Source organism: Erythrobacter sp. BLCC-B19 (genome assembly GCF_028621955.1).
Lineage (GTDB): Bacteria > Pseudomonadota > Alphaproteobacteria > Sphingomonadales > Sphingomonadaceae > Erythrobacter.
Genome location: NZ_CP117516.1, coordinates 2,553,491 through 2,574,510, shown reverse-complemented (window position 1 = coordinate 2,574,510; position 21,020 = coordinate 2,553,491). Strand labels below are relative to the sequence as shown.

Below are 21,020 nucleotides of genomic sequence, written 5' to 3'. Positions count from 1 at the left end.
GCTACATATTCAGAGAGAAACCGCCATGCCCGAAAGCCTGACCCCCTTCATTGCGCTTGCCGGTGGCGGGCTGGTGTTTGCCGTTGCCGCGATCCTGTCCATCACCCTGCGCCCGCAAGCGCCGGGCAATGCCGTGCTGGCAGGGGCGCTGGCCGCGGGCTTTGCCGCTTTCACTGCCGTCACCATTGCGAGCGAAGGGGTGATGCCGGTGATCGTCAATCACACCAGCAACCTGTGGGGCGTGCAGGTGTGGTGGGATCTGCTGTTTTCGCTGAGCATCGCTGTCTTCCTGATCCTGCCGCGGGCGCGTGCTGTCGGCATGAACCTGTGGGCGTGGGTGCTGTTGATCCTCGCCACCGCCAGCATTGGCCTGCTTGCGATGGCCGCGCGACTGTTCTGGCTGGAGCGGCAGGCAGGCCCGCGCGCAGACTGATCGCGCTTGCTCTCGGGGCTGTCGCTGCCTAAGCGCGGCCCCGCCATGGCCGAAGCGCAAGCGCCCTCCTCTCCCGCCGCCGCCCCGCCGCCGCCGCGCCCGCGCGATCCGCTGCGGTGGTGTCTCGCGCTGACCGGGCTCTATGCCCTTGTTGCCGGGTGGCGGCTGGCGACCCCGTCGATCCCCTATTTCGACGAGGTGCACTACCTTCCCGCGGCGCGCGAGATTCTCTCGCTGTGGCAGACGGGCGAGGGCGCCTATATCAACCGCGAGCATCCGCTGTTCGCCAAGACGCTGATCGCGGCAGGGCTTGCTCTGCTGGGCGACAATCCGCTGGGCTGGCGGATCATGCCGTGGCTGTGCGGCGTGCTCGCCTTCATCGCCAGCGTTCGCGCGCTGTGGCACGCCAGCCATGATCGCTTCGCCACGCTCGCCTTCGCGGTGCTGCTGGGAACGGGCTTTCCGCTCTTCATCCACACCCGCATCGCAATGCTCGACATCGTGATGGTGACGGCGCTGGCGGTCGCCGCATGGCAGTTCGCGGTTGCCTGCGCCCGGCCAGAGCAAGGCCGCTGGCGGCTGGCGCTGACGGGGATTGCCATCGGGCTGGCGCTGGGGGCGAAGTGGAATGCGATACCCCTCGCGATGGTGCCGGGGCTGACCTTCTTCGCCGCCCGCGCCATGGCCGGACGCCGCCGCCTGCTGCTCAGCCGCCGGGGCGCGCCGGTGCCGGGGGTGACGCTGATCGAGGCCTTCGTGTGGCTCGGCCTGCTGCCGCTGGCGACCTATGCGGCGACCTTTGCGCCGGGATATTGGCTGGCGGAGTATCTCCACCCCTCCCCGCTCGCCGAGCAGGGCTTGATCGCCTTCCACCGCGAAATCTTTGCCTTGCAAAGCCAGCTGATGACCCCGCACCGCTACATGAGCACCTGGCCGCAATGGGTGCTGAATGCGCGCGGGATCTGGTATCTTTATGAACCCGTCGACGGGGCACAGCGCGGGGTGCTGCTGATCGGCAATCCGGTGACGATGCTGCTCGGCCTGCCGGCGCTGGCGTGGTGCCTGCTGCGCGGGGTGTGGGCGAAAGATTGGGCGCGGCTGGCGGCGGCGCTGGGCTATGCCGCCAGCCTCGGCCTGTGGCTGATCGCGCCCAAGCCGGTGCAGTTCTACTACCACTATTTCGCACCGAGCTTCTTCCTGCTGGCGGCGCTGGCGCTGGCGTGCAGCGACCTCAGACGCTGGCGGCGCGGCAAGTGGCTCGCGCTCGGCATCCCGGCGGCATCAGTGGCGGTGTTCGCATGGTTCTTCCCCATCCTCGCCGCCCTGCCGCTCGCCGGGCCGGACAGCTACACCCTGTGGATGTGGTGGGATGGGTGGAGGTGAGGTAGCCTCGTCATTGCGACCCCGGACTTGATCCGGGGGAAGCAATCCATGGACTAAGAACTCAACTCGAAGAACAAATCCCGCCATTCAGGATTAGCCGCCTCGATCAGCGCGATCTTCTTGCCGCGTGAACCGCCCTTGATCTGCTTCTCGCGCATGATGGCGTATTCCATGGTCGAGTGAAGCTCGAACCAGACCAAACGTTTGCAGCCATATCTGCGGGTAAAGCCCTCGACTACACCTTCACGGTGCTGCCAGGCTCGCTTGGGCAAGTCGGAAGTGACGCCGACGTAAATCGTCCCGCTCTTGTGGTTCGCCATGATGTAGACGGCGGGCTGGAAATGCCGGTTCCGGTCCATGGATTGCTTCGCTTCGCTCGCAATGACGAGGGGTCAGAACCTCCCCCACACGAACCGGCTCGACAGGGCGTAGTTCCACACCGATCCCACCACGATCCCCGCCAGCGCAGCGAGCGCCCAGAACAGGCCCTTGCCTTCCAGGAAGGTCGCAATCGCCACGTTGGCAAAGCCGCCCACCGCGCAGGTCGCGATAAAGCCCAGCCAGCCGCGCAGCAGCGCCGCCCAGCCCACCAGCCGCTTGTCGCGATAGGTCAGCCAGTTGTTGAGCCAGAAGTTGAAGCTCATCGCCACCAGCACCGCCGCGGTCTGGGCGATGGCGAAGCGGTGGCCGATGGCGAACAAGAGGCTCGTCAGCACCGCAAAGTGCACCACCACGCCCAGCGCGCCGACGGTGCCGAACAGGGCAAAGCGGGTCGGGATCACCTTGCCGAGCGTCTTGTCATACAGCCCGGCGAGGAAATCGAACAGAATGGCGCGGTCCAGCTTGCTTTCTCCTTCGCGGCGGGCGGCGAAATTGAGCGGAAATTCCCTGACCCGCATGGTCGTGTCCGAGGTTGCCAGCAGGTCGAGCAGGATCTTGAACCCGATCCCCGTCAGCCGCGGCACCAGCGCGCGCGCGGCATTGGCAGGCAGCATGAAATAGCCGCTCATCGGGTCGGTCAGCTCCACGCCGGTGATCTTGCGCGCCAGAGCATTGGCATAGGTCGAGAGCCGCTCGCGTTCGGGCGCGGCCCATTCGGCGGTGCTGGCGCCCTCGGCAAAGCGGCTCGCCACGCAGATGTCTGCCTCGCCCGCCTGCAAGACCGCGAGCATCCCCGGCAGCAGCGCCGGATCGTGCTGGTGGTCGGCGTCCATCACCGCCACATAGGGCGCAGCCGTGGCGCAGAAGCCTTCGATCGCCGCGCTCGCCAGCCCCCGGCGGCCGATCCGCTGGATCACCCGCACCCGCGGATCAGTGAGCGCCAGCGCGCGCGCTTCGTCCGCCGTGCCGTCCTTGCTGTCATCATCGACGATGATGACCTCCCACCGCGCCGCCGACCCGATGGCACGGTCAATCCGCTCCACCAGCGGGGCGAGATTGCCGCGCTCGTTGAGGGTCGGCAGGATGATGGCAAGATCGAGGCTCATGGCGCTTACAGGCGTTCCCGCACCGCAGCGCCGATCGCCGCCGTGCCGTGGCTGCCGCCCAGATCGCCGCCAAGGATGCCGTCAGCCAGCGTCCGCGCGACCGCCGCCTCGACCCGGGCGGCCTCAGCCTCCAGCCCGAAGGAATGGCGCAGCATCATCGCGGCAGAAAGGATCGTTGCCATCGGATTGGCCTTGCCCTGCCCGGCAATGTCGGGCGCGGACCCGTGGATCGGTTCATAGAGACCGAAGGTGCCATGCGCCGTCTCGCGTTCACCCAGCGAGGCCGAAGGGAGCAGGCCGATGGAGCCAACGGCAGCGCTCGCCAGATCGCTCAGAATGTCGCCGAACAGATTGCCGGTCAGCACCACGCCGAAGCGGTCAGGGTGGCTCACCACCTGCATCGCGGCATTATCGACATACATATGATCGAGCGCGACATCGGGGTATTCCGCCGCAACCGCGATCACCACATCGCGCCACAGCTGGCTGGTTTCGAGGACGTTGGCCTTGTCGACGCTGGTAAGCGGCAGGCCCGCTGCCGCCGCCGCGCGGAACGCGACATGGGCGATGCGGCGCACCTCGCTGTCGGCATAGGACATCGCGTCCCACCCCTCGCGCTCGCCGCTGTCGGTGGTGCGCTGGCCTTTCGCACCGAAATAGACATCGCCCGTCAGCTCGCGCACGATCAGCATATCGAGCCCGCCGGCAATGTCGGCGCGCAGGGGAGAGAGGTGTTCCAGCCCCGCAAACACCCGCGCCGGGCGCAGGTTCGCAAACAGGCCGAGGTGCTTCCTGAGACCCAGGATCGCCTGCTCGGGCCGCAGGTGGCGTTCGAGCGCGTCGCAGGTCGGATCGCCCACCGCGCCGAACAGGATCGCATCGGCCGCGCGGGCGAGGCTGAGGGTTTCTTCGGGCAGCGGGTGACCATGCTTGTGATAGGCCGCCCCGCCAACGTCGGCGGCGGTAAGGGCAAGGCCGGGCAGGCCCAGCGCCTCAAGCACCGCCACGGCCTCAGCCGTGACTTCGGGGCCGATCCCGTCGCCGGGCAGGACTGCAATCTTCATACGTGTGGTTCTCTCACCCGATCCGCTGGAGCCGCTCGGTCAGCAGCCGCCGTGCGCCCATAACATCGCGTCTGTCGCCTGCAAGCAGGTAGGTCGAGAGCTGGCGTTCGAGTATCCCCAGCATGGCCAATTGCTGAGGCCAATCCGCAGCCGGAAGCGGTGCCTGTCCGCCATAGCCGAGCTCGCTCAGCAGCAGCGTCTCAAAGGCCGCCAGTCCCCCCACCCAGCCCCGCGCCGATGGGGCAACGGCAATCGCGGCAAGCAGCCCGTCGAGCGCTTCGGCAAGCGCGGGGTAAGGCTGGCGTTCGGGTAGCACGGCGGCCGTGAGTGCGCAGACCCACTGGATCGCGGCGGCAGGAAGCGGCTCGGTCATAAGCGCGGCGCGGGACTGTTCCAGCTCCAGCCGGGCGAAGGGCAATTGCGAACCGGGGCGCCAGGCGAATTCCGCCGCAACCCGGTTGCCCGGGACCATCACCGCGCGCATCTGGCGCCCGCGCCCGCCTGCGACATAGGCCGCGACCAGCCCCTGATCGGCCGTCAGCAGCCGCGCCATCGCCCCCGTCTCGCCCTGCGGACGGCTGGCCAGCAGAATGGCGGAGGCGCGCAGGGTCATGGCTGCGCGCCTCGCGCGTTACTTCTTGGTGGATTTGGCTTCCAGCGCGGCGAGTCGCGCTTCGAGGGCGTCGGCCTGTTCGCGGGCCTTCTGGGCCATCGCCTTGACCGTCTCGAACTCCTCGCGGCTGACGAAGTCGATGCCGCCAAAGGCCTCCCGCATCCGCTCACGCGCGCTTTCGCGGGCTTCGCGGGTCATGCCGGCCATGGTCCCGGCCGCAGAGTTGGCAAGTTTGACGAGGTCGGCGATGATCGGGTTCTGGCTTTGCATTTTTTCTTTTTGGGGGTGCTTGCACCGAAGTGCAAGCACCCTCCTCGCTCATGCGATCTAAAGATCGCGTCGCTGCGGGCGGCCGGTCGGCCTTGCGGACGGGCTTCGCCATGTGTTTCTTGTCTTGCGAAGGCGCATCCGCGCCTTCGTCCTCGGCGCTGTTTCGATCCTTGCAGGATCGAGCGCCTGCGGGCGGCCGGTCGGCCTTGCGGACGGGCTTCGCCGTCCGATCACCGCATTGATAGCCGTCCGGGTTGGCCGCCTTTTTGCCTCGCCCTGCCCGCTTACAACGTCACCGTCATCTCTGCCCCGTCGGCGTTCTGCGGGCCGCCGTCGGGGTTTGCGGCGAGGAACTGGTAGTTGAGCACCAGCGCAAAGCACAGCCACGCCAGATAGGGCAGCAGCAGCAGCCCGGCGCTGCGGCGCACCCGCCACACCAGCGCCAGGGCGATCAGCAGGCTCGCGATGCCGAAGCCCAGAACCATCAGCCCGGCGATCATGTTCTGCATCCCGAAAAAGACCAGCGTCCAGCCCTGCGTGACAATGAAATGCACCGCGAACACCGCCAGCGCGAGACCGCGTCCATGCGCGCCCCAGGCGCTTGCCACCAGCGCCATCGACAGGCCGATCAGCACGAACAGCGTCGTCCAGGCGATCGGAAAGGCGATGGTCGGCGGGAAGATCGCGGGCTTTACCAGCCCGGCAAACCACGGCGTGTCCGGCCCGCCCAATTGCCCGGCGGAAAAGCCGATCAGCAACACCAGCGGCACGGTAAACAGCGCCCAACGGAAAAAACTCGCGCGCAATTGCGCAGGTGAGGCAAGGACGTTCATGGTCTCTCCGTGGGCGACACGCCGACGATCCTATCGGAACTGCCGGAAGCGCGCCATTACCAGAGCCCCCCCGCCAATGCCAAGCGCACCGTCGGATCACGCATGGCGGCTGGCAAGAACCATGGCGCTGCTTGCTCCGCAATGAACCACCTTGACACGCGTTGCCCGCGCCGGCCGGAAAAATTGTGGTGAAAATTGGGCAGACCTGCGCGAAAGCCTTTGGGGTCTGCCAAAACCTCTGCTAGATGCTGCCACATTCCTGCCGTGATTCGAAAGCGCGTTGGCGGTGGGGAGATACGAATAACGCGCTTGTGCTCATTATCGGCCCGCGAGGGCCAAAGGGAACAGAACCATGAAGAAGATCGCTCTCGTCGCCGTCGCCGGCCTCGCTCTCGCCACCGCCGCTTGCTCGAAGCCGGCTGAAGAAGCTGCCACCGAAGCCGACACCAGCGCCGTTGCTGAAGAGCCCATGGCTGCCGAAACCCCGGCTGCTGACGCCACCGCCGCGGCTGAAGAAGCCCCGATGGCTGCCGAAACCCCGGCCGAGTAAGCCTTAACGGCTTTTCGGCCTCGATCTTCGGATCGGGGAACGGAACACGAAAGACCGGTGGCAACCTTCGGGTTGCTGCCGGTTTTTTCTTTTGTCAGCTATCGGCGGGTGGCGCTGATCAGGAATTCGACATTGCCCTGCGGCCCGGTGATCGGGCTGGTGGCGATGCCCTGCACGTCCCAACCAAGCCCTTCGATCCAGCCGCGCACCTCGTCGCACACGCGGCCGTGCAGCGCGGGATCGCGCACCACCCCGCCCTTGCCGACCTCCTCGCGCCCGACTTCGAACTGCGGCTTGATGAGCGCGACCAGCTGGCATTCGGGCGCGGCGAGGCGCAGCGGCACCTCCAGAACCTTGGCGAGGCTGATGAAGCTCGCATCGCACACCACCCAGTTGCACGGGCGGTTGATATGCTCGGGCGTGAGCAGGCGGGCGGAGAGCTGTTCGAGCACCGTCACGCGCGGGTCTTCGCGCAAGCGCCACGCCAGCTGGTTGGTGCCGGAATCGACGCAGAAGACGTGGCTCGCCCCGTGGGTCAGCAGCACATCGGTGAACCCGCCGGTGGATGATCCGATATCCATCGCCACCGCGCCCGCCGGATCGAGGCCGAAGTGCTCGATCGCATGGGCGAGCTTGATCCCGCCCCGGCTGACCCAGGGATGATCGCGCCCGCGCACATCCAGCGCGGCATCCTCGGCGAGCTGATGGCCCGGCTTGTCGATCTTGGTCTCGCCGGCAAACACCAGCCCCGCCATCACCAGCGCCTGCGCCCGCGCGCGGCTTTCAGCCAGCCCGCGCTCGACCAGCAATTGATCGACACGGCGCTTCTGCGCTTTCGGGGGACGAGGCGGATGGTCGGGCATGGGCTTTCCGGGGGTGGACAGGCACGGCCCCTAGCGCGCAAAGTGCGGGGATGAAAGCTGGTCTGCCCTTCCTCGCCCTTACGCTCGCGCTGGCGGCCTGTGTGCCTGCATCAAAGCCGCCTACCGCCGCCCCTGCCCCTGTCGCCCGTCCGGCCCCCACGCCGACACGGCCCGCGCCTGCCACGCCGCTGCCGGTGAGCCCGAGCGTGGGGTGGATGGATGCGGCCCTGACGCCGGGAGCCTGGACTTATCAGGACTTCGGACCGGGCAACGGCAAGCGCGCCTTGTTCAGTTTTGCCGATGGCACGGAGTATTTCGGCCTCGACTGCGTGACCTATCCCAACGGGCCGGAAATTCTGTTCAACCGCACCGGCAGGCCCGCCCGGCCCAATCTGACCATGACCATCCGCACCGAAACGATGGACCGCGCGCTCGCGGCACAGCGGGGGGGCGCGCAGATGACCGCTGTCGCCGTGCCCGCCAACGATCCGCTGCTCGATGCGATGGCGCTCTCCAAGGGGCGCTTTGCCGTGGAGGTCGAGGGGGAGCCGCCGCTCTACCTGCCGAGCTATGCCGAGGTCAGCCGGGTGATCGAGGATTGTCGCTGAGCCTCGTCATTGCGAGGAGCCTCGCAGAGGCGACGCGGCAATCCATGGACTGTCGTTGCACCCAATTGAAACAGCAGTCCATGGATTGCTTCGCCTGCGGCTCGCAATGACGAAGGGGAAACCGATTCCATACATTAATATCCACAGGCTCATCCCCAGCCTGTCCACACCCGCGCCGGAAACGAAAAACGCCCGAGGTTTCCCCCGGGCGGCCAGTCCGCATCCTTTGTGCGGCGAGGCGTGAGTATGACGCCGGAAAAGATTATTTCAAGTCTTGCCTGTGCCCCCGCAATGACTCACATTGCACCCGAGGCCAGCGGCGAACGCGGCTCTCGGCCCCCGGTGAAACGCGGGGTCTGGCTCACAAGCGCGAAAGGAGGTGATCCGATGTCTCATGGTTCAGTAGCGAGGTCGGTGAAGATCCCTACGGAGCATACTCGGTAATCATCCTTCTGAGTAAGGCACCGTGAGCGGCACTTCCGGCCGCTGACCATGTTGAGGGCAGCTTCCCGACGGGCGAAGCTGCCCTTTTCATTTTTTGTTTTTCGAACCTGCCTCCGCAGGTTCGTCCTCGGTGCGTTTCGATCCTTGCAGGATCGAGCACCTGCGGCTCGCGCGCGTGCGCTCGCGGTCGCTGCGCGACCGATGCGCCGCCAAAGAGTAATCTTGCTCTCTCTCCCGCGCAGGATTAGGCGCAATCCATGCAACTCACACGCCTGCCCCACCCCTCGCCCACGCCCGATGCCACCCGTGAAGCCCTGGTCGCCGATCCGGGCTTCGGCACGGTGTTCACCGATCACATGGTGGTGATCGACTATGACGAAGCCTTGGGCGGCTGGCAGAACCCCGTCCTCGGCCCGCGCCAGCCCATCGCGCTCGATCCGGCTGCGAGCGTGCTGCATTACGCGCAGGAGATCTTCGAAGGCCTCAAGGCCTATCGCCACCCCGATGGCGCGCTCGGGCTGTTCCGGCCCGAAGCCAACGCCGCGCGCTTCAACGCCTCGGCCGAGCGGCTCGCCATGCCTGCCCTGCCCGAAGAGCTGTTCCTGGGCGCAATCCGCGCGCTGCTTGAGGTTGACGGCAACTGGTATCCGGCGGTGGACGGCGGCTCGCTCTATCTGCGGCCCTACATGATCGCGACCGAGGCCTTCCTCGGGGTGCGTCCGGCCAAGCAATACAAGTTCATCGTCATCGCAAGTCCGGCCGGCAACTACTTCAAATCAGGCGCCAAGGCGGTGAGCATCTGGATCTCCGACTACACCCGCGCCGCCCCCGGCGGGACGGGTGCGGCCAAGTGCGGGGGGAACTACGCCGCCAGCCTCGTGCCGACAGGGCAGGCCTTCGCCAAGGGCCACGATCAGGTGCTGTTCCTCGACGCGGCCGAACACAAGTGGGTCGAAGAGCTGGGCGGCATGAACCTGTTCTTCGTCTTCGCCGATGGCACCGTCATCACCCCGCCGCTGACCGGCACGATCCTGCCCGGCATCACCCGCAACTCGCTCATCACCCTGCTGAGCGAGCAAGGCCTTACCGTCTCCGAAGCGCCCTATTCGATCGACCAGTGGCGCGATGATGCGGCGAGCGGCCATCTGGTCGAGGTGTTGGCCTGCGGCACAGCGGCGGTCGTCACCGCGGTCGGAAAGGTCGCGGGCGCCGAGGGCGAGTTCACCATCGGCGCAGGCGGCATCGGCCAGACCACGGCGGCTTTGCGCGAAACGCTGGTCGGCATCCAGACCGGCCGTATCGCAGATACCCATGGCTGGGTGACGCGGATCTAGGAGAACACGGACATGATCGCATCACTGACCCTTGCCGCCCTTGCCATGCTCGATCAGGGCGCTGCGATCATCTGGAAGAATGACGGCAGCTTCGAAGTGTCGGTCACCTTCGCAGCAACGGATCCCGGCAATCCCTTTCCGCAAGGCGAGGCGCTGCTGAAGGCCAAGGCCGCCGAGGCCTGCAAGGACAAGGGCACGGCGACCCCGCAGGGCGAGCCGGTCGTGACCGGGATCGCCATGGCGGGCGGCAAGCCGCAAATCGCGATGAGCGGGATTTATGCCTGCCGCAAGAACTGAGCCGGGCGTCAGCGTTGCCGCGCTCTACCAATTCGCGCGGTTTGATGATCCCCATGCGCTCCAGCCTGCGCTGCTGAGCCTGTGCGAGGCGGCGGGCATCAAGGGCACCTTGCTGCTCGCGCGCGAGGGGATCAACGGCACGATTGCCGGCGCGCCAGAGGGGCTTGAGACCGTCCTCACCCATATCCGCACGCTGCCGGGCTGCGCCGGGCTCGACGTGAAGTTCTCGCGCGCGCCGGACATGCCATTCGGCAAGCTCAAGGTGCGGGTGAAGCGCGAGATCGTCACCATGGGCGAGCCTGCCATCGACCCCATGCTCAGCGTCGGCACCTATGTCGAGGCGCAGGACTGGAACGCGCTGATCGCCGATCCCGACACGGTGGTGATCGACACCCGCAATGATTACGAGGTCGCCATCGGCACCTTCAGCGGCGCGGTCGATCCCGCGACGCCAAGCTTCCGCGACTTTCCCGCATGGTTCCGCACCCACCGCGAGGAACTTCTGGCGGGGAAAAAGAAGGTCGCGATGTTCTGCACCGGGGGCATCCGCTGCGAGAAATCGACCGCCTTCCTGCGCGCCGAGGGGGTGGAGGAGGTCTACCACCTCAAGGGCGGGATTCTGAAGTATCTCGAACAGGTGCCTGAAGATCAGAGCCTGTGGCAAGGCGAATGCTTCGTGTTCGACGAGCGCGTGAGCCTCGGTCACGGGCTTGCCCAGGGCACCCACACCCGCTGCCAGCCTTGCGGACGGCCCTATCCGGTGGGTGGAAGCTGCCCCGTCTGTTCAGCGTGAGCCCCGCGCCCATCCTCTATTCCTTCCGCCGCTGCCCCTATGCGATGCGCGCGCGCATGGCGCTTTGGGTGGCGGGGGTGAGGGTGGAATTGCGCGAGGTGAAGCTCGCCGCCAAGCCTCCCGCGCTGATCGCTGCCAGCCCCAAGGGGACAGTGCCGGTGCTGGTGCTCGCCGATGGAGAAGTGATCGACCAGAGCCTCGACATCATGCGCTGGGCGCTGGCGCAAAGCGATCCCGAAGGCTGGCGACTGCGCGACGATGCCGACCTGATTGCGGTCAATGACGGGGTGTTCAAGCACCACTTGGACCGCGCGAAATATCCCGGGCGCTACGAGGAGGACGGCGTGACAGACCACCGCGCCGAAGCCCTCGCGCTGCTCGCCCCGCTGGAGGCGCGGCTGGCGGATGCGCCGTTCCTCTGCGGGCAGGCGCGCGGCCTCTCCGACATCGCGCTTGTCCCCTTCATCCGCCAGTTCGCCGCGATCGACCCGGCGTGGTTTGCGGCCCAGCCCCTTCCCCGCCTTCAGGCATGGCTCGACAGCCTGCTCGCCGCCGATCTGTTCGGCAGCGTCATGGGCAAATTCGCGCCTTGGGCCGAAGGCGATGCGCCGGTGTTTTTTGGGCCCCATTCCGTCACCCCAGCGCAAGCTGGGGCCTAGGGCCCAAAGGGCAACGCCTGCCGCTCTAGGCCCCAGCTTGCGCTGGGGTGACGGCAGTGGAGGAAGCGGGACACGCCGCCAACCCCTCGCGGAACGCATCGACCAGCCAGCTTGCCGCCGGGCCAAGCCGCGTGTCGCGCCGCCACAACGCGCTGAGGCGATATTGCGCGCCCGGCTTTTCGGGCAGGTCGAGCTCCACCAGCGTGCCCGCCGCCAGATCGCCCGCCACCATCCCGCGCGGCATATTGCCCCAGCCCAGCCCCTCTTTCAGCAGCGCGTGCTTCGCCCCCAGATCCCCCAGCCGCCATGTCAGCGGCGAGAGCACCGAGAACTCCCGGCCTTCGGTCAGGGGCGAGCGGTCGGTCAGCACCAGTTGCAGATGGCGGCGGCTCTCGCCAGGCCCAACGCCGCGGCGTGCCAGCGGGTGAGAGGGCGCTGCGACGGGGATCAGGTCAACCTCGCCCACGGCCTGCCGCTCCAGCGTCGGCTGATCGCCGATCACCGGGCCGCCGATCGCCAGATCCGCCCCGCCTTCTATCAGGCACGACGCGACCGCGCCCAGCCCCTCGATCCGCAGCGTCAGCGCGCAGGTGGGGAACATCCGCCGGAATTCGCCGAGCACATGGGCGGCGACATCGCCCGGCAGCATCACGTCGATCACCAGCGTCAGCGAGGGTTCCTGTCCGGCATGGAGCGAGCGCGCCTTGGCGAGCAGCGCATCGGCCCCATCGGCGATGGCGCGCGCCTCGGCCAGCAGCCCCTCGCCCGCCTGGGTCAGCACCGGACGGCGCGAGCCCTCACGGTCGAACAGGCTGAGCGCCAGCTGCGCCTCAAGCTGCGCGATGCCGTAAGACACCGCCGAAACCGCGCGCCCCATCGCTTTGGCCGCCCCGCCAAAGCTGCCGTGATCGGCCACCGCGATGAAAAGCCGCAATTGATCGAGCGAGGGTTCACCGAGTTTCATCGGCGTTATGTTCGAATATATTGAACATTATGGCAAGTTTTATCGCACTTATCCAAATGCGCCGCGTGGCCTATCTCCGCCCCATCAAACAGGAGATACGCCATGATCGAACTGCGTCCCTTCAACACCCTCGGTGCCGCCAACCACGGCTGGCTCGACGCGCACCATCATTTCTCCTTCGCCAGCTACCACGATCCGGCCCGCGTCCACTGGGGCGCCCTGCGCGTGTGGAACGACGATGCGATCGCGCCGAAGAGCGGCTTTCCGACCCATCCGCACAGCGACATGGAGATCATCACCTATGTCCGCACCGGGGCGATCACGCACCGCGACAGCATGGGCAACGAAGGCCGCACCGAAGCGGGCGACGTGCAGGTGATGAGCGCCGGGACCGGCGTGGCCCATTCCGAGTTCAACCTCGAGGATGAGACCACCACGCTGTTCCAGATCTGGATCATCCCCGATGAACGCGGCGGCCAGCCCGACTGGGGTGCGCGCAAGTTCCCCAAGAACGACCGCGCCGGCAGCTTCGTGCCGCTCGCCAGCGGTGTGGCGAACGACAATGATGCGCTCAGGATCCGCGCCGATGCCCGCGTACTCGGGGCGACGATCAAGGCGGGCGAGAGCGTGACCTACACGCCCCGCAGCGCTGACCGCCACCTCTATCTGGTGCCCGCCACCGGCAAGATCCGCATCGACGATGTCGAGGCCAATGCCCGTGACGGTGTCGCGATCACCAAGCTTGCCGAAGTCACCATCACCGCGCTCGAAGACAGCGAAGTGGTGCTGGTCGACGCGGCGTAAGCCCTCCCGGAGCCGGCCGGCTCTCCCCCCCTCTCCCCCGCCCGGCCGGCTCCACCCCCTCTCCCTCCCGACAAGGAACCAAGCCCATGAGCAACATTCTCACCATCACCGCCAGCATCCGCTCGGACGCGGACAGCATTTCGCGCGGGCTCGGCACCAGCATTGCCGAAGGTCTCGCCGCGAAGACGGGCGCGAGCATCACCACCCGCGATCTTGCCGCGAACGACCTGCCCTTCGTCAGTGCGGAGCGCTTTGCCGCGAACCTGACCCCGGTGGCCGAACGCACCCCCGAGCAAGCCGAGCTGGCGGCCATCGCCGACCAGCTGATCGCCGAGCTGCAGGCGGCCGACACCATCGTGATCGCAAGCCCCGTCTACAACTTCGGCCCGCCCGCCACGCTCAAGGCCTGGGCCGATCTGGTGGCCCGCGCCGGCACCACCTTCCGCTACACCGCAACCGGGCCGGAAGGGCTGCTGAAGGGCAAGAAGGCCTATCTCGCCATCGCCAGCGGCGGGACGCCGGTGGGCAGCGACATTGATTTCATGAGCCGCTGGCTGGTCTTCTTCCTCGGCTTCCTCGGGATCACCGATGTGGAGATCGTCGCGGCTGACGGGATCATGGGCGCCGATGGCGAAGCCAAGATCGCCGCCGCGAAGGAAGCCGCGCTGAAGCTTGCTGCCTGATCGGCAGCACCGATGGGCGGGGGACGGACGACAAGGATCGCACCGTCTCCCGCCCACCCTCATGCCTGCACCAATGCCAGCCTTGGGCGGACTTTGCGCAGATCGTGGCGGGTCTTCAGCGCGTCTTGTCCGCGCGTGTCACCCCATGACGCTCCGTAACGGCAGGAAGTGGGGCATTTCCGCCCGCTCAGAGCTTGGGGCGCATCAGCTGCCATTTGAAGAAGGTGCGGCTCGGGCGGATGACGATGATCGCCACCCCGGCGAGCGCCATCGACCCGCCGATGATCAGCGGCCAGCCGATCGTGTCGCCCGTCAGCCATGTCCCGAAGGCAATCGTCAGCAGCGGGGTCAGCAGCGTGAGCGGCACGATCAGGTTGGCGTCATACCGCTGGAACAGATTGAAATAGGCCGAATGTGCGCCGACCGAGACGACCACGCCGGCAAACAGCACGCACCCCGCCACGGCAAGCGGGGCAGCGGCGACCGCGGCGATCTGCCCGCTCTCCAGCGCCAGCGTGGCCGGCAGCATCACGCCCAGTGACGCGAGCCCGGCCCATGCCTGCAAGGCAACCGCGCCAATATCGAGCCGCTTGACGAAGACCGAGGCAAAAGCCCCGATCAGCACGCCCGCAAAGGCAAACCCCAGCCCCACCGGATCGCCCGCTTCCGACGGCGCGCCGATCGCGAGCCCCACGCCGCCCAGCGCCAGCGCCATCCCCAGCCCGCGCCGCCAGCGCACCTCTTCGCCGAGGAACAGGATCGCAAACAGCACGGTGAGCGGCGCGCCCGAAAGGTTGACGATCCCGACCGCCGAGGGGCTCGCCGTCTGAAGCCCCACGAATTGCAGCCCGAAACTCCCGCCGGTGATGGCAAAGCCGATCAGCAGCACCAGCACCAGCCGCTCAGGCTTCCCGCGCAGCAGCAGCGGGAACAGCACCGCCAGCACCGTTGCCGAACGCAGCACGGTGTAGAACAGCGGCGGCAGGCCAAGGCTCGTCACCGCGATCTTGCTGACCACGACATTCATGGCCCAGGCGACATTGCAGAACAGCATGATTCCGAGCGCTGAGAGAGGCAGGCTCCGGGGCATCAGGGGGCGAGATCGCGCCCGATATCGTCCGGCAGGCCTTCGCGCAGCTCCTCGCGCCACACGCTCGCCACCGCATCGGACGGCGCGCGCCAATCCCCGCGCGGAGACAGCGCGCCGGCCGAGGAGACCTTGGGCCCGTTGGGCAGGGCCGACCGCTTGAACTGCGAAAAGCCGAAGAACCGCGCGCAGAACTTGTCGAGCCAGCGGGCGATCGTGGCAAGATCATAGGCGTTCTTGCGCTCTGGCGGGAAGCCCGCAGGCCACATCCCCGCGCCCGCCTCCTTCCATGCGTGCCACGCGAGGAACGCGACCTTGGACGGGCGCTGGCCGAAGCGGATGATGTGGTGGAGGAAGAAGTCGTTCAGTTCGTAGGGGCCGACCAGGCTCTCGGTCGATTGCACCTGCCCGTCCGCGCCGGGCGGCACCAGCTCGGGGCTGATCTCGGTGTCGAGCACGGAGCCCAATACCTCGGCGCAAGCGTCGGTGAATTGCCCGGTGCGGATCACCCAGCGAATAAGGTATTGGATCAGGGTCTTGGGCACGCCCGCATTGACCCCGTAATGGCTCATGTGGTCGCCCACGCCATAGGTGCACCAGCCCAGCGCCAGCTCGCTGAGGTCGCCGGTGCCGACCACAAAGCCGCCGTGCTGGCCCGCAAGGCGGAACAGGTAATCGGTTCTAAGGCCCGCCTGCACATTCTCGAAGGTGACGTCATGCACCGGCTCCCCGCTGGCAAAGGGGTGGCCGATGTCTTCCAGCATCTTGGTCGCCGCCGGGCGAATGTCGATCTCGCCCGCGGTGATCTCCATCGCTTCCATCAGGCGATGCGCGTTGCCCTTGGTATGATCGGAGGTCGCAAAGCCCGGCATGGTATAGCCGCGAATGGTGCTGCGCGGCAGGCCCAGCCGGTCGCAGGCCTTGGCCGCGACGATCAGCGCATGGGTGCTGTCGAGCCCGCCGGAAATGCCGATAATCAGCGACTTGGCACCCGTGGACTGGATCCGCCGCATCAGCGCATCGACCTGGATGTTGAAGGCCTCGTAACAGTCCTCGTCGAGCTTTTCGGGCCGGTCGGGCACGAAGGGGAAGCGCGCCACCGGGCGCACCAGGCCGATGTCGCCCGCTGCGTAATGGTGCTCGAACACGATCTTGCGATAGCTGTCTTCCGGCCGCCCGGCCCATTCGGCGGCGTCGGCAAAGGTCTGGTTGCGCATCCGCTCGGCCGCGAGGCGTTCGGTGTCGATGTCGACGATGGTGAGCTCGCCGCTGCGGTCGAAGCGCTCGGACTGGGCAAGGAGCGTGCCCATTTCGTAAATCACCCCCTGCCCGTCCCACGCGAGGTCGGTGGTGCTTTCGCCATGCCCACTCGCCGAATAGACATAGGCCGCAATCGCGCGGCTGGCCGAGGAGCGGCAGTGCAGATGCCGGTCATCGGCGCGCCCGATGGTGACGGGCGAGGCCGAAAGGTTGCACAGGATCAGCGCACCTGCGAGCGCGGCCTGCATCCCCGGCGGGATCGGGGCCCAGAAATCCTCGCAGATTTCAACGCCGAACCGGAATCCGAGGAGGTTGGCGGCAGCGAACACCAGATCGGTGCCGAACGGCACTTCCTCGCCTGCCACGCCGATCCACAAATCGGTGCAACCGCGCCCGTGGGCAAAGTGGCGCTTCTCGTAGAACTCGCGGTAATTGGGCAGGAAGCTCTTGGGGACAACCCCGAGGATCTGCCCGCCCGCAATCACCACGGCGCAGTTGTAGAGCTTGTCCGCCCGGCGCAGCGGCGCGCCCACGATCAGCACCGGGTGAAGCTCGGCCGAGGCCGCCACGACTTCGGCAAGCGCCTGCTCCACCCGCTCGATCAGCGCGTGTTGCAGCAGCAGGTCGTCAATCGCGTAGGACGACAGCGTCAATTCCGGGAACACCACCAGATCGACATGGGCGGCGTGCGCCTTCTTCGCTTCGGCCAGCACGCCTGCGGTGTTGTAGGCGACATCGGCGGTGCGGCTGCAAGGGGTCGCGGTTGCCACGCGCACGAAGCCGTGTTCGTGGCAATCGAAGAAGGGGTGCGAGGTCGCGCTCATGTTCGGTCGGCCGCTCCGGATGGCAGGGCTTTGGCCTCTAGCCTCTAATCGCCATGCTTCCTAGCGCAAGGCCGCAAAAGTCCTGCTTTGCCGCGCGATAGCCATTCGTTGCGCGCGTCCGGCTTGCACGCTTGCGCGCCAGCCCCCAAGTGTGGCGCCAGCACAAACAGGAGCCCCGCGTCATGGCCGATCCCACCTATATCCCGCCCGCCGTCTGGAGCGCCGACACCGTATCGGGCGGGCGCTTTGCCAGCATCAACCGCCCCACCGCCGGCCCGCGCGAGGACAAGGCGCTGCCGGAGGGGGACAATCCCTTCCAGCTCTACTCGCTCGCCACGCCCAACGGGGTGAAGGCGACGATCATGCTCGAAGAGCTGATCGAGGCCGGGCACAGCGGCGCTGAATATGACGCCTGGACGGTCAACATCTCTGCCGGCGAGCAGTTCACCAGCGGCTTTGTCGGCGTGAACCCCAATTCCAAGATCCCTGCCCTGCTCGACAAGAGCGATCCGGCCGCCCCGTTCCGCATCTTCGAGAGCGGCGCGATCCTCGTCCACCTTGCCGAAAAGTTCGGGATGTTCCTCCCCTCCGACCCGCAGGCCCGCGCCGAGGTCTTGAGCTGGGTGTTCTGGCAGGTGGCATCCGGCCCCTTCATCGGCGGCGGTTTCGGCCATTTCTACGCCTATGCGCCCGAGAAGTACGAATACCCGATCAACCGCTATGCGATGGAGACCAAGCGCATCTTCGACGTTGCCGACCGGCGGCTGGCGGAGAGCCGGTTCCTCGCGGGCGATGAGTACTCGCTCGCCGACATTGCCAATTTCCCCTGGCTCGCGCCCTTCACCGAAGGGACGATCTACAACGACGCCAAGACTTTCCTCAGCATCGACGATTACACCAACGTCGCGCGATGGGTGGCCGAAATCAAGGCGCGCCCGGCTGTCCAGCGGGGGCGGATCGTCAACAAGGTGTGGGGCGATGAGGACACCCAGCTGAAGGAACGCCACTCCCCCGCCGACTTCGAAGGCAAGCGGCTCGGCTGACAGGCCTCTCCAACCAAAAAAGGGGGCGATCAGGCGTTTTCGCCCCCTTCACAACCCCGATTGAGCCGCTATAGAGCGCGGCTCTTGCTGGGGCGTAGCCAAGCGGTAAGGCAGCGGTTTTTGGTACCGCCATGCGAAGGTTCGAATCCTTCCGCCCCAGCCAGTCTCCCGAAATCACCGACAAACCCACCCACAAGGCCACGCGCCTTGCGGCCTGCTGCCTGCTGCGCGCATCGTTGTGCCAAAGATTGAACCGATGTCGCCTGATCGCCGGGAGGAAGTGGTGGACAGGGCTGGATTCGAACCAGCGTACGCTTGCGCGGGCAGATTTACAGTCTGCTGCCTTTAACCACTCGGCCACCTGTCCACACAGTCCCCTGCATCGAGGGGGGCGATCCTGAGCCGCGAGGGGCTCCGAAATTGCGCGAGTCCCGCTTGGGGCCCGCCGCCGAGAGGCGCCCCTTTGGCGAAGCACTGCTTGCCTGTCAATGGCCCTGCTGGCAGGGGGCGCATTTGTAACACCGCAGGCGGGACAGATAATGAGCAAAGGTGAAAAAAAGCGCGCTCTCAGAGGCCGGGCTGGTCGGATGAAGGGCGGGCGCGGGTCGGGCCGCGCGTCGAGCGGACAGGTGCGCCTGTGGGGTCGCCATGCGGTTGAAGCCGCGCTCAAGAACCCCGAACGCCAGCACCGCAAGCTCTGGGCGACTCCCGAGGGGCTGGAGAGCCTCGACGGCGAACTGCCGCCCGATTTCCCGATCGAGCACGCGCAGGCGGCTGACCTCGCGCGCCTCGTCGCCAAGGATGCGCCGCACCAGGGGCTGGTGCTGGAATGTGCGCCGCTGGAAGACGTGTTCCTCGATGAGGTCGCGCTGGGCGAGGTGGCGCATCCCATCGTGGTGCTCGATCAGGTGACCGATCCGCACAATGTCGGCGCGATCCTGCGCTCGGCGGCGGCCTTCGGTGCGGCGGCGATCGTCACGCAGGATCGCCACGCCCCGCCCGAGGGCGGCGTGCTCGCCAAGGCGGCCTCGGGCGCGCTGGAGAGCGTGCCCTGGGTGCGCGTCGTCAACCTCGCCCGCGCGCTGGAGGAGCTGGCTGACGCCGGATACTGGCGCATCGGGCTGGCGGGCGAGGCCGAAGCGGTGCTCGCCGACATCATGCCCACCGGGCCGATCGCGCTGGTGCTCGGCGCCGAGGGCGAAGGCCTGCGCCACAATATCGCCGCGCATTGCGACGTGCTGGCCAAGCTGCCGATCGCCTCGGCAATGGAAAGCCTGAACGTTTCGAACGCGGCCGCGATTGCGCTTTATGCGGCGGCCACGCGCGGGTAGAAGGCGGCGAGAGGGAGGGAGTTTCCATGACCATGTTTTCCACGATCCGTCTGCGCGCGGGCGCGCTGCTGGCGGGCTTCGCGCTCGCGCTGAGCGGCTGTTTCATGACACCGGGCAAGTTCACCTCCGAACTTGCCATCACCGGGCCGGACAGCTTCACCTTCAGCTATGAAGGCGAGATCTTCTTCCTCGGCCTCTCCAAGCTGGCGCAGATGGATGCGGCGAACGAGAGCTTTACCGCGAGCTGCTTCAGCGAGGAAACCTACGAAAGCCGCGATTGCACGCCCGAGGAAGAAGCCACCCAGCGCGAAGAGTGGGAGGCCGGCGCAGCCTACCGGGCTGAGGAGGCCAAGAAAAAGGCCGATCAGATGGCCGCGCTGATGGGCGGGATCGATCCGAGCGATCCCAAGGCCGCCGACGAGCTGGTCAAGCTGCTCAGCCGCCAGAAGGGTTGGGAGCGCGTGGTGCACAAGGGCGACGGCGTGTTCGACGTCAGCTACCGGATCTCGGGCACCATGAGCCACGATTTCACCTTCCCGATGATCGAAGGCTTCCCGCCGACCAATCCCTTCGTGCAGGTGTACCTGCGCAAGGGCGGACAGGTGCGGATCAATGCTCCGGGCTTCTGGGCTCAGAACGGCGACACCGGCGGTCTGGGCACGCTGCTGGGCGCAGGCTCGTTTGCAAGCCTCGCCGCGATGGGTGCTGCCGAAGAAGCCGCCAAGGCAGGCAATGATCCTGAGGCCATTCCCGGCGTGCCGGTGCTCGACGGCACCTTCACCATCCGCGTCGCGCCGGGGATGCGCATCCTTGCCAACAACACCGATGAAGGCCCGGTGGCCGATGCTTCGGGCGAAACGCTCATCTGGCGCGTCTCGCCGCGCACGACGCAGGCACCGACCGCGCTGATCGCCGCCGCGCCCTGATCAGCCGCATCGCCGGCAAAGAGAAACCCCGCCAGCCACAGGGCTGACGGGGTTTTCTCATGCCCCGGCGCGAGGCCGGAGGCGCGCGTCAACGGTGATTAGTTGACGGCGTCCTTCAGACCCTTGCCCGCCTTGAACTTCGGCTGGTTGGAGGCCTTGATCTTCATCGGCTCGCCCGTGCGCGGATTGCGGCCCGTCGAGGCCTTGCGCTTGGCGACCGAGAAGGTGCCGAAGCCCACGAGGCGGACTTCGTCGCCGCCCGAGAGCGCCTTGGTGATCGCATCGAAAACGCTTTCGACCGCGTTCGAGGCATCATTCTTGGAAAGACCGCTGGCGTCGGCAACGGCGCTGATAAGGTCGTTCTTGTTCATCTGGGAACCCCCTCAAGTCAGGATTTCGTTGTGTCGGTGAATCGCGCTCGTCGAAAGCGGGCAACTTGAGACCTTTTTGCAAGGGCTGTCAAAGCC

Annotated in this window: 24 protein-coding genes and 2 tRNA genes; 14 read left to right on the top strand and 12 right to left on the bottom strand. The window is 66.8% G+C overall.

Annotation, left to right across the window (positions count from 1 at the left end; all coding sequences use genetic code 11):
- Nucleotides 1-25 precede the first annotated feature (25 nt).
- Nucleotides 26-433 carry a hypothetical protein gene (locus PS060_RS11960; RefSeq protein ID WP_273983423.1) on the top strand — a complete coding sequence of 136 codons (408 nt, stop codon included), beginning with the start codon at nucleotides 26-28 and terminating at the stop codon, nucleotides 431-433.
- 45 nt (nucleotides 434-478) lie between these two features.
- Nucleotides 479-1,816 (top strand): phospholipid carrier-dependent glycosyltransferase, encoded by a 1,338-nt coding sequence (locus PS060_RS11955; protein WP_273983421.1) that lies wholly within the window; start codon nucleotides 479-481, stop codon nucleotides 1,814-1,816.
- 53 nt (nucleotides 1,817-1,869) lie between these two features.
- Here the strand turns inward: PS060_RS11955 and PS060_RS11950 are convergent, their stop codons facing one another.
- The 6 genes from PS060_RS11950 to PS060_RS11925 all read right to left on the bottom strand — a co-directional run bounded on the left by PS060_RS11950 (nucleotide 1,870) and on the right by PS060_RS11925 (nucleotide 6,083).
- Nucleotides 1,870-2,175 (bottom strand): GIY-YIG nuclease family protein, encoded by a 306-nt coding sequence (locus PS060_RS11950; RefSeq protein WP_273983420.1) that lies wholly within the window; start codon nucleotides 2,173-2,175, stop codon nucleotides 1,870-1,872.
- 33 nt (nucleotides 2,176-2,208) lie between these two features.
- Nucleotides 2,209-3,303, bottom strand: coding sequence for a glycosyltransferase family 2 protein (locus PS060_RS11945; protein WP_273983418.1), 1,095 nt, complete (start codon nucleotides 3,301-3,303; stop codon nucleotides 2,209-2,211).
- A 5-nt stretch (nucleotides 3,304-3,308) separates the two neighbouring features.
- Complete coding sequence (gene leuB / locus PS060_RS11940) at nucleotides 3,309-4,367, bottom strand: 3-isopropylmalate dehydrogenase (RefSeq protein WP_273983416.1); 1,059 nt, start codon at nucleotides 4,365-4,367, stop codon at nucleotides 3,309-3,311.
- A 13-nt stretch (nucleotides 4,368-4,380) separates the two neighbouring features.
- The gene (gene recO, locus PS060_RS11935) at nucleotides 4,381-4,980 is read right to left on the bottom strand and encodes a DNA repair protein RecO (RefSeq protein ID WP_273983415.1); all 600 of its coding nucleotides are present in this window, start codon (nucleotides 4,978-4,980) and stop codon (nucleotides 4,381-4,383) included.
- Between the two features lie 18 nt (nucleotides 4,981-4,998).
- Complete coding sequence (locus tag PS060_RS11930) at nucleotides 4,999-5,250, bottom strand: accessory factor UbiK family protein (RefSeq protein ID WP_273983414.1); 252 nt, start codon at nucleotides 5,248-5,250, stop codon at nucleotides 4,999-5,001.
- Nucleotides 5,251-5,534: 284 nt separating this feature from the next.
- The gene (locus PS060_RS11925) at nucleotides 5,535-6,083 is read right to left on the bottom strand and encodes a TspO/MBR family protein (RefSeq protein ID WP_273983413.1); all 549 of its coding nucleotides are present in this window, start codon (nucleotides 6,081-6,083) and stop codon (nucleotides 5,535-5,537) included.
- Between the two features lie 352 nt (nucleotides 6,084-6,435).
- Here PS060_RS11925 and PS060_RS11920 point away from each other — a divergent pair, with 352 nt between their 5' ends.
- Nucleotides 6,436-6,633 carry a hypothetical protein gene (locus PS060_RS11920; protein WP_273983412.1) on the top strand — a complete coding sequence of 66 codons (198 nt, stop codon included), beginning with the start codon at nucleotides 6,436-6,438 and terminating at the stop codon, nucleotides 6,631-6,633.
- A 98-nt stretch (nucleotides 6,634-6,731) separates the two neighbouring features.
- Here the strand turns inward: PS060_RS11920 and PS060_RS11915 are convergent, their stop codons facing one another.
- Nucleotides 6,732-7,496 carry a TlyA family RNA methyltransferase gene (locus PS060_RS11915; RefSeq protein WP_273983411.1) on the bottom strand — a complete coding sequence of 255 codons (765 nt, stop codon included), beginning with the start codon at nucleotides 7,494-7,496 and terminating at the stop codon, nucleotides 6,732-6,734.
- A gap of 50 nt (nucleotides 7,497-7,546) precedes the next feature.
- Between PS060_RS11915 and PS060_RS11910 the strand changes: the two genes are divergently transcribed.
- From PS060_RS11910 to PS060_RS11890, 5 genes are all read left to right on the top strand, one after another.
- Nucleotides 7,547-8,104, top strand: coding sequence for a hypothetical protein (locus PS060_RS11910; protein ID WP_273983410.1), 558 nt, complete (start codon nucleotides 7,547-7,549; stop codon nucleotides 8,102-8,104).
- Nucleotides 8,105-8,805: 701 nt separating this feature from the next.
- Nucleotides 8,806-9,882 carry a branched-chain amino acid aminotransferase gene (locus PS060_RS11905; RefSeq protein WP_273983409.1) on the top strand — a complete coding sequence of 359 codons (1,077 nt, stop codon included), beginning with the start codon at nucleotides 8,806-8,808 and terminating at the stop codon, nucleotides 9,880-9,882.
- Nucleotides 9,883-9,894: 12 nt separating this feature from the next.
- Entirely contained in the window at nucleotides 9,895-10,179 is a 285-nt protein-coding gene (locus PS060_RS11900; protein ID WP_273983407.1) for a hypothetical protein, read from the top strand.
- On the top strand, nucleotides 10,160-10,972 hold the full coding sequence (trhO, locus tag PS060_RS11895; protein ID WP_273983406.1) for an oxygen-dependent tRNA uridine(34) hydroxylase TrhO: 813 nt from the start codon (nucleotides 10,160-10,162) through the stop codon (nucleotides 10,970-10,972). Before PS060_RS11900 ends, trhO begins: the two co-directional genes overlap by 20 nt.
- The gene (locus PS060_RS11890) at nucleotides 10,969-11,631 is read left to right on the top strand and encodes a glutathione S-transferase N-terminal domain-containing protein (RefSeq protein ID WP_273983404.1); all 663 of its coding nucleotides are present in this window, start codon (nucleotides 10,969-10,971) and stop codon (nucleotides 11,629-11,631) included. Before trhO ends, PS060_RS11890 begins: the two co-directional genes overlap by 4 nt.
- 25 nt (nucleotides 11,632-11,656) lie before the next feature.
- Here the strand turns inward: PS060_RS11890 and PS060_RS11885 are convergent, their stop codons facing one another.
- Nucleotides 11,657-12,595 (bottom strand): LysR family transcriptional regulator, encoded by a 939-nt coding sequence (locus PS060_RS11885; protein WP_273983402.1) that lies wholly within the window; start codon nucleotides 12,593-12,595, stop codon nucleotides 11,657-11,659.
- Nucleotides 12,596-12,697: 102 nt separating this feature from the next.
- Between PS060_RS11885 and PS060_RS11880 the strand changes: the two genes are divergently transcribed.
- Together PS060_RS11880 and PS060_RS11875 are read left to right on the top strand one after the other, a co-directional pair.
- A complete protein-coding gene (locus PS060_RS11880; RefSeq protein WP_273983400.1) occupies nucleotides 12,698-13,399 on the top strand; it encodes a pirin family protein in 702 nt (233 codons plus the stop codon).
- 86 nt (nucleotides 13,400-13,485) lie between these two features.
- On the top strand, nucleotides 13,486-14,082 hold the full coding sequence (locus tag PS060_RS11875; RefSeq protein ID WP_273983399.1) for an FMN-dependent NADH-azoreductase: 597 nt from the start codon (nucleotides 13,486-13,488) through the stop codon (nucleotides 14,080-14,082).
- A 187-nt stretch (nucleotides 14,083-14,269) separates the two neighbouring features.
- On the opposite strand, the gene PS060_RS11870 is transcribed toward PS060_RS11875, so the two are convergent.
- Nucleotides 14,270-15,136 carry a DMT family transporter gene (locus PS060_RS11870; RefSeq protein ID WP_273983398.1) on the bottom strand — a complete coding sequence of 289 codons (867 nt, stop codon included), beginning with the start codon at nucleotides 15,134-15,136 and terminating at the stop codon, nucleotides 14,270-14,272.
- A 35-nt stretch (nucleotides 15,137-15,171) separates the two neighbouring features.
- On the bottom strand, nucleotides 15,172-17,253 hold the full coding sequence (locus PS060_RS11865; RefSeq protein WP_273983397.1) for an NAD(+) synthase: 2,082 nt from the start codon (nucleotides 17,251-17,253) through the stop codon (nucleotides 15,172-15,174).
- A gap of 182 nt (nucleotides 17,254-17,435) precedes the next feature.
- Between PS060_RS11865 and yghU the strand changes: the two genes are divergently transcribed.
- Complete coding sequence (gene yghU / locus PS060_RS11860) at nucleotides 17,436-18,296, top strand: glutathione-dependent disulfide-bond oxidoreductase (RefSeq protein ID WP_273983396.1); 861 nt, start codon at nucleotides 17,436-17,438, stop codon at nucleotides 18,294-18,296.
- An 88-nt stretch (nucleotides 18,297-18,384) separates the two neighbouring features.
- Nucleotides 18,385-18,459, top strand: a tRNA-Gln gene (locus PS060_RS11855).
- A gap of 118 nt (nucleotides 18,460-18,577) precedes the next feature.
- Here PS060_RS11855 and PS060_RS11850 read toward each other — a convergent pair.
- Nucleotides 18,578-18,663 (bottom strand) — tRNA-Tyr (locus PS060_RS11850).
- 172 nt (nucleotides 18,664-18,835) lie between these two features.
- Between PS060_RS11850 and rlmB the strand changes: the two genes are divergently transcribed.
- A complete protein-coding gene (rlmB, locus tag PS060_RS11845) occupies nucleotides 18,836-19,627 on the top strand; it encodes a 23S rRNA (guanosine(2251)-2'-O)-methyltransferase RlmB (RefSeq protein WP_273983394.1) in 792 nt (263 codons plus the stop codon).
- A 26-nt stretch (nucleotides 19,628-19,653) separates the two neighbouring features.
- On the top strand, nucleotides 19,654-20,553 hold the full coding sequence (locus tag PS060_RS11840) for a hypothetical protein (protein ID WP_273983393.1): 900 nt from the start codon (nucleotides 19,654-19,656) through the stop codon (nucleotides 20,551-20,553).
- Nucleotides 20,554-20,651: 98 nt separating this feature from the next.
- Here the strand turns inward: PS060_RS11840 and PS060_RS11835 are convergent, their stop codons facing one another.
- The gene (locus PS060_RS11835; RefSeq protein WP_086740315.1) at nucleotides 20,652-20,924 is read right to left on the bottom strand and encodes an HU family DNA-binding protein; all 273 of its coding nucleotides are present in this window, start codon (nucleotides 20,922-20,924) and stop codon (nucleotides 20,652-20,654) included.
- Nucleotides 20,925-21,020 lie beyond the last annotated feature (96 nt).

What these genes read in the sequence shown, in the direction of transcription:
- PS060_RS11960 (WP_273983423.1), top strand. Translation starts at nt 26, where the DNA reads ATGCCCGAAAGCCTGACCCCCTTCATTGCGCTTGCCGGTGGCGGGCTG.
- PS060_RS11955 (WP_273983421.1), top strand. Translation starts at nt 479, where the DNA reads ATGGCCGAAGCGCAAGCGCCCTCCTCTCCCGCCGCCGCCCCGCCGCCG.
- PS060_RS11950 (WP_273983420.1), bottom strand. Translation starts at nt 2,175, where the DNA reads ATGGACCGGAACCGGCATTTCCAGCCCGCCGTCTACATCATGGCGAAC.
- PS060_RS11945 (WP_273983418.1), bottom strand. Translation starts at nt 3,303, where the DNA reads ATGAGCCTCGATCTTGCCATCATCCTGCCGACCCTCAACGAGCGCGGC.
- leuB (WP_273983416.1), bottom strand. Translation starts at nt 4,367, where the DNA reads ATGAAGATTGCAGTCCTGCCCGGCGACGGGATCGGCCCCGAAGTCACG.
- recO (WP_273983415.1), bottom strand. Translation starts at nt 4,980, where the DNA reads ATGACCCTGCGCGCCTCCGCCATTCTGCTGGCCAGCCGTCCGCAGGGC.
- PS060_RS11930 (WP_273983414.1), bottom strand. Translation starts at nt 5,250, where the DNA reads ATGCAAAGCCAGAACCCGATCATCGCCGACCTCGTCAAACTTGCCAAC.
- PS060_RS11925 (WP_273983413.1), bottom strand. Translation starts at nt 6,083, where the DNA reads ATGAACGTCCTTGCCTCACCTGCGCAATTGCGCGCGAGTTTTTTCCGT.
- PS060_RS11920 (WP_273983412.1), top strand. Translation starts at nt 6,436, where the DNA reads ATGAAGAAGATCGCTCTCGTCGCCGTCGCCGGCCTCGCTCTCGCCACC.
- PS060_RS11915 (WP_273983411.1), bottom strand. Translation starts at nt 7,496, where the DNA reads ATGCCCGACCATCCGCCTCGTCCCCCGAAAGCGCAGAAGCGCCGTGTC.
- PS060_RS11910 (WP_273983410.1), top strand. Translation starts at nt 7,547, where the DNA reads ATGAAAGCTGGTCTGCCCTTCCTCGCCCTTACGCTCGCGCTGGCGGCC.
- PS060_RS11905 (WP_273983409.1), top strand. Translation starts at nt 8,806, where the DNA reads ATGCAACTCACACGCCTGCCCCACCCCTCGCCCACGCCCGATGCCACC.
- PS060_RS11900 (WP_273983407.1), top strand. Translation starts at nt 9,895, where the DNA reads ATGATCGCATCACTGACCCTTGCCGCCCTTGCCATGCTCGATCAGGGC.
- trhO (WP_273983406.1), top strand. Translation starts at nt 10,160, where the DNA reads ATGCCTGCCGCAAGAACTGAGCCGGGCGTCAGCGTTGCCGCGCTCTAC.
- PS060_RS11885 (WP_273983402.1), bottom strand. Translation starts at nt 12,595, where the DNA reads ATGAAACTCGGTGAACCCTCGCTCGATCAATTGCGGCTTTTCATCGCG.
- PS060_RS11880 (WP_273983400.1), top strand. Translation starts at nt 12,698, where the DNA reads ATGATCGAACTGCGTCCCTTCAACACCCTCGGTGCCGCCAACCACGGC.
- PS060_RS11875 (WP_273983399.1), top strand. Translation starts at nt 13,486, where the DNA reads ATGAGCAACATTCTCACCATCACCGCCAGCATCCGCTCGGACGCGGAC.
- PS060_RS11870 (WP_273983398.1), bottom strand. Translation starts at nt 15,136, where the DNA reads ATGCTGTTCTGCAATGTCGCCTGGGCCATGAATGTCGTGGTCAGCAAG.
- PS060_RS11865 (WP_273983397.1), bottom strand. Translation starts at nt 17,253, where the DNA reads ATGAGCGCGACCTCGCACCCCTTCTTCGATTGCCACGAACACGGCTTC.
- yghU (WP_273983396.1), top strand. Translation starts at nt 17,436, where the DNA reads ATGGCCGATCCCACCTATATCCCGCCCGCCGTCTGGAGCGCCGACACC.
- rlmB (WP_273983394.1), top strand. Translation starts at nt 18,836, where the DNA reads ATGAGCAAAGGTGAAAAAAAGCGCGCTCTCAGAGGCCGGGCTGGTCGG.
- PS060_RS11840 (WP_273983393.1), top strand. Translation starts at nt 19,654, where the DNA reads ATGACCATGTTTTCCACGATCCGTCTGCGCGCGGGCGCGCTGCTGGCG.
- PS060_RS11835 (WP_086740315.1), bottom strand. Translation starts at nt 20,924, where the DNA reads ATGAACAAGAACGACCTTATCAGCGCCGTTGCCGACGCCAGCGGTCTT.